This is a genomic window from Leclercia barmai (assembly GCF_049312895.1).
GTDB classification, from domain to species: Bacteria; Pseudomonadota; Gammaproteobacteria; order Enterobacterales; family Enterobacteriaceae; genus Enterobacter; species Enterobacter barmai.
Genome location: NZ_JBMNWZ010000003.1, coordinates 547,590 through 563,323 on the forward strand (window position 1 = coordinate 547,590; position 15,734 = coordinate 563,323).

16 protein-coding genes are annotated in these 15,734 nt (G+C 58.4%); 12 read left to right on the forward strand and 4 right to left on the reverse strand.

The genetic code is table 11. The annotated features are described in order from the left end of the window. Positions 1 to 32: 32 nt before the first annotated feature. Complete coding sequence (proP, locus tag ACOYA6_RS15250) at positions 33 to 1,535, reverse strand: glycine betaine/L-proline transporter ProP (protein WP_039028390.1); 1,503 nt, start codon at positions 1,533 to 1,535, stop codon at positions 33 to 35. Positions 1,536 to 2,194: 659 nt separating this feature from the next. On the opposite strand from proP, the gene kdgT reads away from it, so the two are divergent. Then, positions 2,195 to 3,190 carry a 2-keto-3-deoxygluconate transporter gene (kdgT, locus tag ACOYA6_RS15255; protein ID WP_422654947.1) on the forward strand — a complete coding sequence of 332 codons (996 nt, stop codon included), beginning with the start codon at positions 2,195 to 2,197 and terminating at the stop codon, positions 3,188 to 3,190. A gap of 501 nt (positions 3,191 to 3,691) precedes the next feature. Here kdgT and ACOYA6_RS15260 read toward each other — a convergent pair. From ACOYA6_RS15260 to ACOYA6_RS15270, 3 genes are all read right to left on the reverse strand, one after another. Continuing rightward, entirely contained in the window at positions 3,692 to 4,570 is an 879-nt protein-coding gene (locus tag ACOYA6_RS15260; RefSeq protein WP_039028388.1) for a diguanylate cyclase regulator RdcB family protein, read from the reverse strand. After that, on the reverse strand, positions 4,567 to 6,924 hold the full coding sequence (gene crfC, locus ACOYA6_RS15265; RefSeq protein WP_039028387.1) for a clamp-binding protein CrfC: 2,358 nt from the start codon (positions 6,922 to 6,924) through the stop codon (positions 4,567 to 4,569). Before crfC ends, ACOYA6_RS15260 begins: the two co-directional genes overlap by 4 nt. A 197-nt stretch (positions 6,925 to 7,121) precedes the next feature. Next, positions 7,122 to 7,307, reverse strand: coding sequence for a hypothetical protein (locus ACOYA6_RS15270; RefSeq protein WP_039028386.1), 186 nt, complete (start codon positions 7,305 to 7,307; stop codon positions 7,122 to 7,124). 207 nt (positions 7,308 to 7,514) lie between these two features. Between ACOYA6_RS15270 and ACOYA6_RS15275 the strand changes: the two genes are divergently transcribed. The 11 genes from ACOYA6_RS15275 to phnK all read left to right on the forward strand — a co-directional run bounded on the left by ACOYA6_RS15275 (position 7,515) and on the right by phnK (position 15,680). Continuing rightward, positions 7,515 to 7,850 carry a zinc ribbon domain-containing protein YjdM gene (locus ACOYA6_RS15275; protein WP_039028385.1) on the forward strand — a complete coding sequence of 112 codons (336 nt, stop codon included), beginning with the start codon at positions 7,515 to 7,517 and terminating at the stop codon, positions 7,848 to 7,850. A gap of 121 nt (positions 7,851 to 7,971) precedes the next feature. After that, the gene (gene yjdN, locus ACOYA6_RS15280; protein WP_138370056.1) at positions 7,972 to 8,403 is read left to right on the forward strand and encodes a VOC family metalloprotein YjdN; all 432 of its coding nucleotides are present in this window, start codon (positions 7,972 to 7,974) and stop codon (positions 8,401 to 8,403) included. Between the two features lie 134 nt (positions 8,404 to 8,537). Beyond that, entirely contained in the window at positions 8,538 to 9,326 is a 789-nt protein-coding gene (gene phnC, locus ACOYA6_RS15285) for a phosphonate ABC transporter ATP-binding protein (protein WP_039028383.1), read from the forward strand. A gap of 23 nt (positions 9,327 to 9,349) precedes the next feature. Continuing rightward, complete coding sequence (gene phnD, locus ACOYA6_RS15290; RefSeq protein ID WP_422654948.1) at positions 9,350 to 10,366, forward strand: phosphonate ABC transporter substrate-binding protein; 1,017 nt, start codon at positions 9,350 to 9,352, stop codon at positions 10,364 to 10,366. 100 nt (positions 10,367 to 10,466) lie between these two features. Further along, complete coding sequence (gene phnE / locus ACOYA6_RS15295; protein WP_139564009.1) at positions 10,467 to 11,246, forward strand: phosphonate ABC transporter, permease protein PhnE; 780 nt, start codon at positions 10,467 to 10,469, stop codon at positions 11,244 to 11,246. 20 nt (positions 11,247 to 11,266) lie between these two features. Continuing rightward, positions 11,267 to 11,992, forward strand: coding sequence for a phosphonate metabolism transcriptional regulator PhnF (phnF, locus tag ACOYA6_RS15300; RefSeq protein WP_039028380.1), 726 nt, complete (start codon positions 11,267 to 11,269; stop codon positions 11,990 to 11,992). Next, positions 11,993 to 12,445, forward strand: a complete 453-nt coding sequence (gene phnG / locus ACOYA6_RS15305) for a phosphonate C-P lyase system protein PhnG (RefSeq protein WP_138370053.1) — start codon at positions 11,993 to 11,995, stop codon at positions 12,443 to 12,445. It abuts the gene before it with no gap. Beyond that, positions 12,442 to 13,026 carry a phosphonate C-P lyase system protein PhnH gene (phnH, locus tag ACOYA6_RS15310; protein WP_039028378.1) on the forward strand — a complete coding sequence of 195 codons (585 nt, stop codon included), beginning with the start codon at positions 12,442 to 12,444 and terminating at the stop codon, positions 13,024 to 13,026. The genes phnG and phnH overlap by 4 nt, the downstream gene beginning before the upstream one ends. Continuing rightward, positions 13,026 to 14,090, forward strand: a complete 1,065-nt coding sequence (locus tag ACOYA6_RS15315) for a carbon-phosphorus lyase complex subunit (RefSeq protein ID WP_422654949.1) — start codon at positions 13,026 to 13,028, stop codon at positions 14,088 to 14,090. Before phnH ends, ACOYA6_RS15315 begins: the two co-directional genes overlap by 1 nt. Continuing rightward, positions 14,083 to 14,928, forward strand: a complete 846-nt coding sequence (gene phnJ, locus ACOYA6_RS15320) for an alpha-D-ribose 1-methylphosphonate 5-phosphate C-P-lyase PhnJ (protein ID WP_039028376.1) — start codon at positions 14,083 to 14,085, stop codon at positions 14,926 to 14,928. The genes ACOYA6_RS15315 and phnJ overlap by 8 nt, the downstream gene beginning before the upstream one ends. Then, complete coding sequence (gene phnK, locus ACOYA6_RS15325) at positions 14,925 to 15,680, forward strand: phosphonate C-P lyase system protein PhnK (protein ID WP_139564006.1); 756 nt, start codon at positions 14,925 to 14,927, stop codon at positions 15,678 to 15,680. The genes phnJ and phnK overlap by 4 nt, the downstream gene beginning before the upstream one ends. Positions 15,681 to 15,734: the final 54 nt, after the last annotated feature.

A 15,734-nucleotide genomic window follows, 5' to 3' on the forward strand; every position in this document is an offset into this window, starting at 1 on the left:
TAAAAAAACCCGGCCGAGGCCGGGTTTTTAATTTACTCGTTTATGCGGGGGTGTTGGTCCACCAGCCGGGACCGCTTCGCCTGCAGCTCCGCGATTTCAGCATCGATATCTTCAATCTTCTGCTCGATGTTGTCGTGATGCTCACGCAGGATCTCCTTCGCTTCCTGGAGGTCAGACGCAGCAGGCGTCGCCCCTTTCAGCGGCAGGTTCGCCGTCTCTTTCATATAAATGCCGGTAACCAGGCCGATGACCGCAATCACCATCAGGTAGTACGCGGGCATCATCAGGTTCTGGGTACTCTCTACCAGCGATGCCGCCAGCGTAGGGGTAATACCGGCAATCAGCACCGAGATATTAAACGCCGCTGCCAGCGCACTGTAGCGAATGTGCGTCGGGAACATCGCTGGCAGGGTCGAGGCCATCACGCCGATAAAGCAGTTGAGGATCACCGCCAGCATCAGCAGACCGGCAAAAATCAGGCCGATCACATTACTGTTGATCATAATGAAGGCCGGGATAGCCAGCACGAACAGCGCGACACTGCCGAAAATAATGAAGGGACGACGGCCGAAGCGGTCGCTCAGCAGGCCCATAATCGGCTGCACAAACAGCATCCCGACCATGATAGCGATGATGATCAGCACGCCGTGATCTTCTGAGTAGTGCAGGTTATGCGACAGGTAGCTCGGCATGTAGGTGAGCAGCATGTAATAGGTCACGTTGGTGGAGATCACCAGACCGATACAGGTCAGCAGGCTGCGCCAGTGACGGGTGGCAATCTCTTTGAACGAGACTTTAGGCCCTTCCTGCAGACCTTCGCGATCGCCCTGCTCCAGCTTATCAACGTGCTGCTGGAACGCCGGGGTCTCTTCTAACGCGTGGCGCAGATAGAGGCCGATGATGCCTAACGGCAGCGCCAGGAAGAACGGAATACGCCAGCCCCAGGAGAGGAAGTTCTCTTCGCCCACCACGGTGGAGAGCAACACCACCACGCCCGCGCCGAGCACGAACCCGGCAATGGAGCCAAAGTCGAGCCAGCTGCCCATAAAGCCGCGCTTACGGTCCGGAGAGTACTCGGCGACGAAGATCGACGCACCGGTGTACTCGCCCCCAACCGAGAAGCCCTGAGCCATCTTACACAGCAGCAGCAGGATCGGCGCCCAGATACCAATGCTCTCATACGACGGGATCAGGCCGATACAGAAGGTACTGACCGACATGATCACAATGGTTATCGCGAGGATTTTCTGACGTCCGTACTTGTCCCCCAGCATCCCGAAGAACAGGCCGCCCAGCGGACGAATAAGGAAAGGCACAGAGAAGGTCCCGAGGGCGGCAATCATCTGCACGCTGGGATCGGCACCGGGGAAGAAGACTTTACCCAGCGCATAGGCCACAAAGCCATACACGCCAAAATCGAACCACTCCATCGCATTACCGAGCGAGGCGGCGGTGATCGCTTTGCGCAGTTTGCCGTCATCAATAATGGTGACGTCGCGCAGGGTGATCGGTTTAACTTTTTTCCTTTTAAGCATTGCTATCCTCGTAGACTGAGCCCAGCTCTCCCCACAGCGCTCAAAAAAAGCACTCTGTGGAACCCGGGAAGCGCCTCATGCGCATTCTCCTCACTCAAGCGTAGCAGGTTTACTTACACTGACCTTTTTTGACCGGTACAACCGAACCTGTTGACGCCTGTCTGGGCTTGTTGATGACCTCAATACCCTACCAGCGTTTATATGTGTGATCAACTTCACATATATTTTTCAGTTTATCACCAGAAGTGTAAAAACTGTAAAACCATGACCATTAGTTGTTTCTTATGTCTGCCTCTGTAAATACCCTTCCGCGCGTTATTATTTGCGGTGAAATTAAAAAAGAACGACATTTTTTTACAAGACATTCACAGCCGCTTTAATAATCAAGAGGCAAATATCCTGTTTCCTTAAAATATGTGATGAAGATAACTAAAACGGTGTTTTATTTTGATTGAATCATCATTCCAACGATCGCATCATAAGTCCGTCAGAACGAGTCAGGCCTCCTTCAAATGAAGGTTTAATGAGCCGAACTGTTTTATATCTGCTGTATGAATAACGAATCGCCTGACGTCAATGCGCAGCAATTCGTTGTATTCATTAGATTATTAATTATGACTTGTCCGCCGGCGATGCGCGATGAGATGTGAGGGTTGATGATGAAGATTAAAGCCGCGATTGAACGCATCCCCGGTGGGATGATGCTGGTTCCGCTGGTTCTGGGCGCAATTTTAAATACCTTAGCACCAAATACCGGAGCCTATTTTGGTGGGTTCACCAAAGGTATGATTACCGGCACAGTTCCAATTCTTGCGGTATGGTTCTTCTGTATCGGCGCCTCCATTAATTTACGTGCAACGGGTACGGTATTACGTAAATCCGGTACGCTGGTTATTACCAAAATTGCTGTGGCGTGGATTGTGGCGATGGTTTGCGCCATGTTTATTCCGGAAAACGGCATTCAGACCGGCTTCTTCGCGGGCCTCTCGGTGCTGGCAATTGTCTCTGCAATGGACATGACCAACGGCGGTCTGTACGCCAGCCTGATGAACCAGTACGGCACCAAAGAAGAGTCTGGCGCTTTCGTTCTCATGTCTCTGGAATCCGGCCCGCTGATGACCATGCTGATCCTCGGCTCCGCAGGTCTGGCGTCCTTTGAACCACACCACTTTGTTGGCGCCGTCCTGCCGTTCCTGATCGGTTTTGCCCTCGGCAACCTCGACCACGATCTGCGCGACTTCTTCAGCAAAGCAACACCGGTTCTGATCCCGTTCTTCGGCTTCGCGCTGGGTAACACCATCAACCTGAACGTGATCCTCGACACTGGCCTGCTGGGTATTGTTCTGGGTGTGGCGGTTATCGTTATCACCGGTATTCCGCTGATTATTGCCGACCGTGTTATCGGTGGGGGGAATGGTACTGCGGGTGTGGCCGCCTCTTCAGCAGCAGGCGCTGCGGTGGCAAACCCGGTGATTATCGCCCAGATTAACCCGGCGTTCGAACCGGTTGCCGCTTCCGCTACCGCGCTGGTTGCCGCAAGCGTCATCGTCACCGCGATTCTGGTTCCGATTATTACCGCGCTGTATGCCAAACGCTTTGGCAACGTCCCGGCAAAAGCCGAAGAACCGCAAGCGGTGGAGTCACTGCACCACTAACAGGTAAACCCTAAACGTTAGCCCTCTCCCCTACAGGGAGGGGGCTTTGTATTTATAGCAAGGAAGTCATTACAGGATAATAAATGACTTACAGCGGCGCCCTGGTCCGGCTGAAAATCGCCGAAGCGTTGACCGCAGGCCGGGGCGAGGCGCATGGATGCGCCGAGAGGGCGTGACCTACAGGGATGTAGGATCACGCCCGACCCTAAGCCTGCGGGAATAAGCTGAGGACAAAATTGCCGGGAGCAATTTTGGACAGCGCTTGCGCTGGCCCCGAAGGGGTGAGCCCCAGGGATGGGGCGAACAATCCGCGAAGCGGCGATTTTCTTGCCGGGAGCCGGGATTGTTAAGGGGCGCGATAGCCCCCTTAACACGTTCACAGTTGACGTTGTTTACAAAGGAGCGCTGCTCTGGAAGTGAACGGAAAAACCATCGGTGCCGCATATTCCCCCTCACCCCAACCCTCTCCCTCAAGGGAGAGGGGGCTAACCGTGCCAACCCTTACTCCCCAAACACCTCACCCACCATCGCTTTTGCCAGCCTGGCCGCCGAACACAGCCTCGGCATCCCCAATGCCACATTCTGCCAGCTCTGCGTCACCGACCAGCACACCGGATGCCTGTCGGTATCACACCAGTCCCCCAGCCAGCCCAGCATGTCTTTATGATCGATAATCCCCGGCGTACCGGGCGTGGTCAGCCACTGGTGATAGAAATGTCGGGTGTTGGGCGCGGCGTTGATCCCCTGCGCCAGATAGTTCGCCACCATGCTGCACAGGTTATCTTTCAGCATGGCGCTGACGTCCGCATTCGCCAGCCGGCAGGCGTCACCAAACGCTCCCCAGCGCAGCTCCTCCAGCGCCACATAACCGCGCCCGGCCAGCGACCAGCCGTCATAGTGTCCGGCCCGCCAGCGGGTAAAAATCTGCTCGCTGTGAACGCCGGCCTGCACCGTTAATCCGCGCTGGGTTAAGGCTTTCTCTTTAAACTGTGCACGTTGCTGGAAATGGGCAGCGAGGGTCTCGTACTGATGCACCAGCCCGATGGCTGGCTGATTACGCAGGCTGGCCTGCTGGCGCAGGGTGGTGAGGATTTGCGTCATCCGGGTCAATGCCAGATGGCCGGGGTCAAACATCCCCGCCAGCTTCTCTGCCAGCCCGAGCCGCAGCACAGCATTTTCGCTGAACATTCCCCCCATGGCCCACTGACGAAGCTGAGTCTGCGCCATGATCTCCTGGGTTAAACGTTCACGAAAGTGCTGCTGTTGCGACGCCACAGAGGTATGACGCTGCGCGTCAGCCCCCTGTACCAGGTCGACCATAAATTTAGGATGGATACATTCCAGCGTCCGTCCGGGACCGTCCAGTAAGTGTTTTGTCATGGTTGCTCTGCCGCGAATAGCGTTTGAATATCATCGCGTAACAGTCGGGTATCTTCCTGAATCCACGTCGCAGTGGTAATACATTGCTGCAGCAGCTGGCTGAGCGCCCGTGTGGCATGCTCATTTTGCTGGCGCACTGCGAGGCTATCACGCAAGCTTTCCTGTAACCCAGCAAGGCATAACGAGAATTCCGCAAAGAATGTTGCCATACCTGCTGTAACAGAGACATCGACCTGCGCCGCCAAAGCTTTACGAATTTGTTCACAAAAGTGATCTATATGCTGTTTAAATTTTTCATGAAGCTGTGACACGTTGATAACGTATCGCGTCCGCGTCATCACGTAATCTTCCCAGCCCCAGCCCGGATTGTTCAACCAGCGGGAGACCGTCTCGCGCAACGCGCTGCTGGCTCCCTGCGCCTGGCTGGCGGGCTGACTCTCCTGGGCGATAGCGTCGCTGAACAGGCTCCGGGTGTTGAAGTTAAGCTGGTTCGCCTGGAACGCCGGGAAGCTGATCCGCGCGCGGAAACCGGCGTGGCTTAACTCCTCTTTAATGCGCGTCTCAATCGGACGCATGGCGTCGTTCAGCGAGCGGGCCAGAGTGGTTTCCAGCTGGTCAAACCGCAGCGCCAGCTCGCGGCCGATTTTGGCCTGCGCATCCAGCATGATCATTTCGCAGGAGGAGCGGATTTTGCTCAGCAGGATCTGCGCCTGGCCTTCATCCTCAAGCACGAGCTGGCCGGGCGTCGCTAACGCATCGGCATGCAGCGTATGCGGATTAAACCCGGCCAGATCCAGCAAATTGTCCGGGTTGAAGATGTGTTCTACCGCAAGTTTGATATCGCTCTGCTGGGTGCTGATAAACAGATCGGTTGCCGTCAGCGCCTGGCTAACCTCATGCCTCACCTCATCGCTCACCGACGCCTGGCGGGACTGCAGCAGCGCCATATCCTCTTCCAGCCGGGCGATATTCAGCTCCAGCTCCTCGAAGGCCACCGTCAGCCCCTGATAACGGAAATCCAGATATTCGCGGGCGTTCTGGGCATAGTTCAGCAGCTTATGCGACGCCGAACGTAGCGCGTAAAGCGAGGCGTTAGCGTAGGCGGCGTGAATCAGCTTGCGGATCGGCTGCTCGAAGAGGGAGTCCTCCCACAGCAGATCGGCGGAGTGGCGAACATGTTCAATATCGTCCAGATCGGCAGTCCGCCAGCGGCGGCCCAGCGCGGCTTCGGCAAAATCCTGCACCCAGCGCTGCTCCTGGTGATCCGGCAGCTTACCGTGCTGCGTCAGCTCATGACGGGCGCGGTTCGCCAGGTATCCCCACATCGACGACACCGGGAAGATCTGGCCCGGAGAGATGTGGCCTTTCATCAGGGTGCCGGATATCATCGCCCGCACCTGCTCTTCATCGTCGCTGTTACGGTCTTTCTGATCGAATTTATTGACCAGCGCATACAGCGGGACCGATTTGCTGACGGCAGAAATAGCCAGCCGCACTTCGGCATCCGAAATCGACTTCAGCTGCGTATAGTCCATCACCGCCAGCACCGCCGAGGCACGTGAGAGCTGCTCGGTGAGCATTTTTTGCAGATGAGGCTGCCCGGCCTCGTTCGGCCCCGGGGTGTCCAGCAGGGTTAATTGCCCCAGATGCGCGTCCAGCCCGGCCAGATGAACAAATTCCACTTCAATAACCGGGATATTTTCAATTGCGGCATAGGCCGAAAACGGAAAATCGGTTCCCAGCGCCTGGGAAAGGCGCACTAAATCGTTAAGGTTTTTTAAACAGTTAAATATTGGCTGCGCACCCAAATAATGTTTTTCAAATGCCTCGCCGGATTCAATGCGCCCCAGCAGCGCATTCATATCTTTATCAATTTCAAGTTGCTGGGCCAGCTTGCCACGATCGAAATTGGCGAGCTTCTTTTGCATCTGTTTTATTAATGTATCGATCGGCGCCACGTGAGAAAAATGCAGCACCGGCTCTTTCTGGCCCGGGGTATGGCGGATCAGCGTCGGCAACGCGGTCATCGGGCGGTTGCGGTTGGGCAACACCTCGGTGCCCACGATGGCGTTGATGGTGGTGGACTTCCCGGCTTTCATGGTGCCCACGATCGCCAGCACCATCTCCAGACGGGTAATTTTGCGCAGCTCATTATTCAGCATCGACTGCTGCGCTTCTAAGCCACGGGCACTAAAGTGCAGAGGTAATATGTTACTGGTTTCGCCGGTAAGGGCCGACGTCGCGTTGTCCAGCATCGCAACAGGCATGGCGCTCAGCGCATCGAGATTCTGCAAGGAGAGTTGCAGCAGCCTTTCTGCTTCCTGGCTTAACTCAAATATTGTTTGTGTGTGCATGGTAAAAGCCTTCCCTTAACACAAATTTTATATAACCGAATTATTTTAAGAATGAAGGATCGGCTTATATGATTCCGTGTAGCAAATATGTTCGACGCAATATAATTGCTTGATGGCAATAAAATATATTCTTTCGGCGCGTAAAGCAGCGGAGCACGCTCCTTCGGTCAGGGAAACCGAAAGATAAAGAGCGTAGCTCAAATTGACGAAATTTCAGGATAAACCATCTTTAATCGCCCACCAAAAATGAGGGGTAATTCACCCCTTTGTGGATCGGGGATGGCTTTAAAAACATTTACGGTGAATATCATTAGCACCTTAACCTTATCTGAAATAGTACGGCGTATCAATTTGCCGCAATAAATATTATTGCTTTCATTCATAAGAGTTTCTCCTCCTGTGCCTGAGACTTATCATTACCTGAGTCACTGACAAACAATGTCACTGAAAACGCTTTTTTGGACAAAAGCGAAAAATAATATCACCGACAACAGTAAGGACATGCGCTATACTTGCCGCCTTTTTCGACAACCTGTCGATTTTTGGCGGGCCTTATTGCCGCCGGTTCGCACTATTTTGAGGAAAACACCATGCAGCTTCCACACTGTCCAAAATGCAACTCTGAATACACCTACGAAGATAACGGTATGTTTATCTGCCCGGAATGCGCTTACGAATGGAATAACGCAGAGCCCGCAGCAGAGAGCGACGAACTGATCGTCAAAGATGCCAACGGCAATCTGCTTGCGGATGGCGATAACGTCACCGTCATTAAAGATCTGAAGGTAAAAGGCAGCTCGTCAATGCTGAAGATCGGCACCAAAGTGAAAGGCATTCGTCTGGTCGAGGGCGACCACAACATCGACTGCAAAATTGACGGCTTCGGCCCGATGAAGCTCAAATCCGAGTTCGTGAAAAAGAACTGATTTGTTTTGTAGTTTTGTAGGCCGGATAAGCGTAGCGCATCCGGCAAAAGCGCCCGGTGGCGCTTTTGCCGGGCCTACAATGACTAGACTTACTGAGCTTCTCTTACCTGAGGTAACGATTATGCCGTTAAGTCCCTACATCTCTTTCGCCGGCAACTGCGAAGAGGCCATCGCCTACTACCAGCAGGCCGTTGGCGCAGAACTCCTCTATAAAATGACCTTCGGTGACATGCCCAAAGACGACAACAGCGAAGAGGGCTGTCCGTCCGGCATGCAGTTCCCCGACTCCGCTATCGCCCACTCCAACGTGCGCATCGCCGGCAGCGACATCATGATGAGCGACGGCACGCTCAGCGGTAATGGCACCTACGCCGGGTTTACCCTGGTACTTGATACCCAGGACGTGGCCGAGGGCAAACGCTGGTTCGATAGCCTGGCCGCAGGCGGCACGGTTGATATGGCCTGGCAGGAGACCTTCTGGGCGCACGGTTTCGGTAAAGTGACCGATAAGTTCGGCGTTCCCTGGATGATCAACGTCGTTAAACAACCGTGATCCCGTCGGCGGGGGCCATGCCTCCGCCTGTCATCGCTTTCACCTCAACTCTTCAAACTCCCGCAACTAACACTTAACCTAAATGTCACATTGATCCGCCAGCATGAGGCCACATTCGAATCGAGGCCTCACCCATGCACACTGTCATCCGCGTCGAGAAACTGAGCAAGACCTTCCATCATAACAAGGCTCTGCATGCCGTTGATCTGACCGTCCATCAGGGCGAAATGGTAGCGCTGCTCGGGCCGTCCGGTTCCGGTAAATCCACCCTTCTGCGCCACCTAAGCGGCCTTATCACCTGCGATAAAACGTCGGAAAGCTTTGTAGAGCTGCTGGGCAACACCGTGCAGCGCGCGGGCCGTCTGGCGAGTGACATCCGTAAAAGCCGCGCCCAGACCGGTTACATCTTCCAGCAGTTCAACCTGGTGAATCGCCTGACGGTGCTGGAGAACGTGCTGATTGGCGCCCTCGGCAGCACCCCGTTCTGGCGCACCTGCCTGCGCTGGTTCTCCCCAGCCCAGAAGCAGGAGGCGCTGCAGGCGCTGGCCCGCGTCGGCATGGCCCATTTCGCCCACCAGCGCGTCTCCACCCTGTCCGGTGGACAACAGCAGCGCGTGGCGATCGCCCGGGCGCTGATGCAGAAAGCCAAAATCATTCTCGCCGATGAGCCGATTGCCTCGCTGGATCCGGAGTCGGCGCGCATCGTCATGGAGACCCTGCGCGACATCAACCAGAAAGACGGCATCACCATCGTGGTGACGCTGCATCAGGTGGATTACGCCCTGCGCTACTGCGAGCGCATCGTCGCCCTGCGTCAGGGCCACGTCTTCTTCGATGGCGCCAGCCATCAGTTTGATAACGAACGTTTTGACCATCTCTACCGCAGCATAAATCGCGTCGAAGAGAGCGCGCAGGCTGCTTAACGTCCCCACAATGAGGAATGGAAATGAGCTATAAAACGGTTGCCGCGCTGGCCTTCACCAGCATGTTCAGCATCAGCACCCTGTTAAGCCCGGCGTTCGCTGAGGAGCAGGAAAAAGCGCTGAACTTCGGCATCATTTCGACGGAATCACAGCAGAACCTGAAGCCACAGTGGGAACCCTTCCTGAAGGATATGGAAACCAAACTGGGGATCAAAGTGAACGCCTTCTTCGCCCCGGACTACGCGGGCATCATCCAGGGGATGCGCTTTAACAAAGTGGACATCGCCTGGTACGGCAACCTCTCCGCCATGGAAGCGGTGGATCGCGCCAACGGTCAGGTCTTTGCGCAAACCGTCGCCGCCGACGGCTCCCCGGGTTACTGGAGCGTGCTGATCGTCAACAAAGACAGCCCGATCAACAACCTTCAGGACATGCTCGCCAGGCGTAAAGAGCTCACCTTTGGCAACGGCGACCCGAACTCCACCTCGGGCTTCCTGGTCCCGGGCTACTACGTCTTCGCCAAGAACAACGTCTCCACCAGCGAATTCAAACGCACGGTCAACGCCGGGCATGAAACCAACGCCCTGGCCGTCGCCAACAAGCAGGTGGATGTGGCCACCAACAACACCGAAAACCTCGACAAGCTGAAGACGTCCGCTCCGGACAAGCTGAAAGAGCTGAAGGTGATCTGGAAATCCCCGCTGATCCCGGGCGACCCGATTGTGTGGCGTAAAAACCTCTCCGAAAGCACCAAGGACAAGGTGTACGACTTCTTTATGAACTACGGCAAAACGCCGGAAGAGAAAACCGTGCTGGAACGTCTGGGCTGGGCACCGTTCCGCGCCTCCAGCGACCTGCAGCTGGTACCTATCCGCCAGCTGGCGCTGTTCAAACAGATCCAGGGCGTGAAGGACAACAAGGGTCTGAAAGAGGAAGAGAAGAGCAGCAAGATGTCTGAAATTCAGGCCCAGCTGGACGATCTCGACCGCCTGACCGCCGCGCTGGGCGCCATGACCAGCGTGAGTAAAGCGGTGCAATAACCCCTTGCCCGGTGGCGCTTCGCTTACCGGGCCTACGTTACGGATCGTAGGCCGGATAAGCGTAGCGCCATCCGGCACACAAAGAGCCACGGAGTAACACATGCAAACCATCACTCTCCCACCGCCAAAGCGCGGCTGGTTTTCGCTGATCGGCTGGGCCGTTCTGCTGGCGGTGCTCGTCGTCTCCTGGAAAGGCGCGGAAATGGACCCGCTGACGCTGGTACGTGACTCCGGCAACATGGCGACCTTCGCCGCCGACTTCTTCCCGCCGGACTTCAGCCAGTGGCAGGACTACCTCGGCGAAATGGCCGTCACCCTGCAAATCGCCGTCTGGGGCACCGCCCTGGCCGTGGTGCTCTCCATTCCGTTTGGCCTGATGAGCGCCGACAACATCGTGCCCTGGTGGATTTACCAGCCGGTGCGCCGCCTGATGGACGCCTGCCGCGCCATCAACGAAATGGTCTTTGCGATGCTGTTCGTGGTCGCCGTCGGTCTCGGTCCCTTCGCCGGGGTGCTGGCGCTTTTTATTCACACCACCGGCGTGCTCTCCAAACTGCTTTCGGAAGCGGTGGAAGCCATCGAGCCCGGCCCGGTCGAAGGCATTCGCGCCACCGGCGCCAACAAGCTGGAAGAGATCCTCTACGGCGTCCTGCCGCAGGTGATGCCGCTGCTCATCTCCTACTCCCTCTACCGCTTTGAGTCCAACGTCCGCTCGGCGACGGTGGTCGGCATGGTGGGCGCGGGCGGAATTGGCGTCACCCTGTGGGAAGCGATTCGCGGCTTCCAGTTCCAGCAAACCTGCGCCCTGATGGTGCTCATCATCATCACCGTCAGCCTGCTGGACTTCCTCTCTCAACGTTTGCGTAAGCACTTCATCTGAGTAGCGAGGCATTGTTTTATATGCACTTATCCAGACATCCGACCAGTTACCCAACCCGCTGGCAAGAGATCGCCGCGAAGCTCGAAGTGGAGCTACGAACCCACTACCGCTGCGGCGACTACCTGCCTGCCGAACAGCAGCTTGCCGACCGCTATGAGGTCAACCGCCACACCCTGCGCCGCGCCATTGACCAGCTGGTGGAGCGCGGCTGGGTCCAGCGCCGTCAGGGCATCGGCGTGCTGGTGCTGATGCGCCCGTTCGACTACCCGCTCAACGCCCAGGCGCGCTTCAGCCAGAACCTGCTCGATCAGGGCAGCCACCCTACCAGCGAAAAACTGCTCTCGGTGCTGCGTCCGGCCTCCAGCCACGTCGCCGACGCGCTGGGGATTTCGGAGGGCGACAACGTCGTTCACCTGCGCACCCTGCGCCGGGTCAACGGCGTGGCGGTCTGCCAGATCGACCACTACTTCGCGGACCTCGCCCTCTGGCCGGTGCTGCAAAATTTCACCAGCGGCTCGCTGCACGACTTCCTGTTCGACGCCACCGGGATCGCCCTGAAGCGTACCCAGACGCGAATCAGCGCCCGCCGCGCCCAGGCCAAAGAGAGCAAGGTGCTGGAGATCCCCAACATGGCGCCCCTGCTCTGCGTGCGCACCCTTAATCACCGTGACGACGAGGTGAACGCGACGGAGTACTCCGTCAGCCTGACCCGCGCCGACATGATTGAATTCACCATGGAGCACTGAATGCACTTCGATACCTCCACCCGTCAGCACTGGATGGCCGTGCTCGCCCACAGCCAGCCTGCGGCACTTGCGGCGCGGATGTCGGCCCTGAGCCTGACCCCGGTTTATGAGCTGATCCGCGCCCCACAGAGCGGGCTGGTGCAGATCCAGGCCCGGATGGGCGGCACCGGCGCACGCTACTTTGCCGGCGACGCCACCCTGACCCGCGCCGTGGTGCGCCTCGCCAGCGGCACGCTTGGCTACAGCTACCTGCTCGGGCGCAACAAAACCCACGCCGAGCAGTGCGCCGTCGTGGACGCCCTGCTGCAGGAAGCGCCGCACTTTCAGACCTTAATGGAAACCGTTATTGCCCCGCTGGAAGCCGATCGCGCCGCACGCCTTGCTGCCCGTCAGGCCGAAGTGAACACCAGCCGGGTCGACTTCTTTACGCTCGTTCGCGGAGACAACGCATGACCCTTCATCCCGCTTTTACCCTCGCCGTGCAGGATGCCCAGCACAGTTTTCGTCGTCTGCTGAAAGCCATGAGCGAACCGGGCGTCATCGTCTCGCTGCATCAGCTCAAGCATGGCTGGCAGCCGCTGAACCTCGCCACCACTAGCGTGCTGCTGACCCTGGCCGATAACGACACCCCGGTGTGGCTGTCGGGCGCCGTCAGCAACGATATCGTCAGCAGCAACCTGCGTTTTCATACCAGCGCCCCGCTGGTGGATCAGCCCCAGCAGGCGGTGTTCGCCGTGGCCGACGAGCACATCAGCCACGAGCAGCTCAACGCCCTGAGCGAAGGCACCGCCGTGGCCCCCGAGACCAGCGCCACCCTGATTTTGCAGGTCTCCAGCCTGAGCGGCGGACGCATGCTGCGCCTGACCGGCGCCGGGATCGCCGAAGAACGGATGGTCGCCCCGCAGCTGCCGGAGTGCATCATTCATGAGCTGACCGAGCGCCCGCACCCGTTCCCGCTGGGGATCGACCTGCTGCTGACCTGCGGCGAGCGCCTGCTGGCGATCCCGCGTACCACCCACGTGGAGGTGTGCTGATGTACGTTGCCGTCAAAGGGGGCGAGAAGGCGATCGCCGCCGCCCACGCGCTGCAGGAGCACCGACGCCGGGGCGATGACCAGCTTCCCGAGCTGAGCGTGGCCCAGATTGAACAGCAGTTGAACCTCGCCGTCGACCGGGTGATGACCGAAGGCGGCATTGCCGACCGCGAGCTAGCGGCGCTGGCGCTGAAGCAGGCCAGCGGCGATAACGTCGAGGCCATCTTCCTGCTGCGCGCCTACCGCACCACCCTGGCAAAGCTGGCGGTGAGCGAGCCGGTGAATACCGCAGAGATGCGCCTCGAGCGCCGGATTTCTGCCGTCTATAAAGACATCCCCGGCGGCCAGCTGCTCGGCCCGACCTACGACTACACCCATCGCCTGCTCGATTTCACCCTGCTGGCAAACGGTGAAACGCCGGAACTGAACACGGCAGAGCCGCAGCAGGACGCCGCCCCGCACGTCTTTAGCCTGCTGGCCAACCAGGGGCTGGCGAAGGCGGAAGAGGACAGCGGCGAGGAGCCGGACGACATCACCCGCACCCCGCCAGTCTACCCCTGCTCCCGCGCCTCGCGCCTGCAGCAGCTGATGCGCGGCGACGAGGGCTACCTGCTGGCGCTGGCCTACTCCACCCAGCGCGGCTACGGACGCAATCACCCCTTTGCCGGTGAAATTCGCAGCGGCTACATCGATATCAACATTGTGCCGGAAGAGCTGGGTTTTGCGGTGAACGTCGGCGAACTACTGGTGACCGAGTGCGAAATGGTTAACGGCTTCGTCACCCCGGACAACGACGCGCCGCACTTTACCCGCGGCTACGGGCTGGTGTTTGGCATGGGCGAGCGCAAGGCGATGGCGATGGCGCTGGTTGACCGCGCCCTCCAGGCGCCGGACTACGACGAGAACCTCGCAGGCCCGGCGCAGGACGAAGAGTTCGTGCTGGCCCACGCGGATAACGTCGAGGCTGCCGGTTTCGTCTCGCACCTCAAGCTGCCGCACTACGTCGATTTCCAGGCCGAGCTGGAACTGCTTAAACGTCTGCAACAGGAGCGCAAAAATGGCTAACCTCAGCGGCTACAACTTTGCTTATCTGGATGAGCAAACCAAACGCATGATCCGCCGCGCCATTTTAAAAGCGGTAGCCATCCCCGGCTATCAGGTGCCGTTTGGTGGCCGTGAAATGCCGATGCCTTACGGCTGGGGCACCGGCGGCATTCAGATCACCGCCAGCGTGATTGGCGAGGCGGACGTGCTGAAGGTCATCGACCAGGGGGCCGACGACACCACCAACGCCGTGTCGATCCGCCAGTTCTTTCAGCGCGTCACCGGGGTCAACACCACCGAGCGCACCGAAGACGCCACCCTGATCCAGACCCGCCACCGCATCCCGGAAACCCCGCTCACCGAAGATCAGATTTTGATTTTCCAGGTGCCGATCCCGGAGCCGCTGCGCTTTATCGAGCCGCGCGAGACCGAAACCCGCACCATGCACGCCCTGGAAGAGTACGGCGTGATGCAGGTGAAGCTGTACGAGGACATCGCCCGCTTCGGCCATATCGCCACCACCTACGCCTACCCGGTGAAGGTCAACGGCCGCTACGTCATGGACCCGTCGCCGATCCCGAAATTCGATAACCCGAAGATGGACATGATGCCCGCCCTGCAGCTGTTCGGTGCCGGGCGCGAGAAACGCATCTACGCCGTGCCGCCCTACACGCGTGTCGAAAGCCTCGATTTCGACGACCACCCGTTTACCGTGCAGGAGTGGGACGAGCCGTGCGCCATCTGCGGATCGAAACACAGCTATCTGGATGAAGTGGTGCTGGATGACACCGGCAAGCGGATGTTTGTCTGCTCCGACACCGATTTTTGCCGCCAACAGAGCGAGGCCAACAGCCAATGAAACCGCTGCTTTCGGTCAATAACCTGACCCACCTTTATGCGCCGGGCAAAGGCTTCAGCGACGTGTCGTTCGACCTGTGGCCGGGCGAAGTGCTGGGGATTGTCGGCGAGTCCGGTTCCGGCAAAACCACCCTGCTGAAGTCCATCTCCGCCCGTCTGGCCCCGCAGAACGGCGAGATTCTCTATGACGGCGACTCGCTGTACGGCATGAGCGAGGCGGAGCGCCGCCGCCTGCTGCGCACCGAATGGGGCGTGGTGCACCAGCATCCGATGGACGGCCTGCGCCGCCAGGTGTCGGCGGGGGGCAATATCGGCGAACGGCTGATGGCCACCGGCGCGCGCCATTACGGCGAGATCCGCGCGACGGCGAAACACTGGCTCGAGGAGGTGGAGATCCCATCCTCGCGCATCGACGACCTGCCCACCACCTTCTCCGGCGGCATGCAGCAGCGTCTGCAGATCGCCCGCAACCTGGTCACCCATCCGAAGCTGGTGTTTATGGACGAACCCACCGGCGGGCTGGACGTCTCGGTGCAGGCCCGTCTGCTGGATCTGCTGCGTGGTCTGGTGGTGGAGCTGAACCTGGCGGTGGTGATTGTCACCCACGATCTGGGCGTCGCCCGCCTGCTGGCGGACCGTCTGCTGGTGATGAAGAGCGGCGAGGTGGTGGAAAGTGGGCTGACCGACCGGGTGCTCGACGACCCGCATCACCCCTACACCCAGCTGCTGGTGTCGTCCGTTTTGCAGAATTGAGATTGCTGTTGCCCGGCGGCGCTTCGCTTGCACGGGCCTACGATTTTGTAGGCC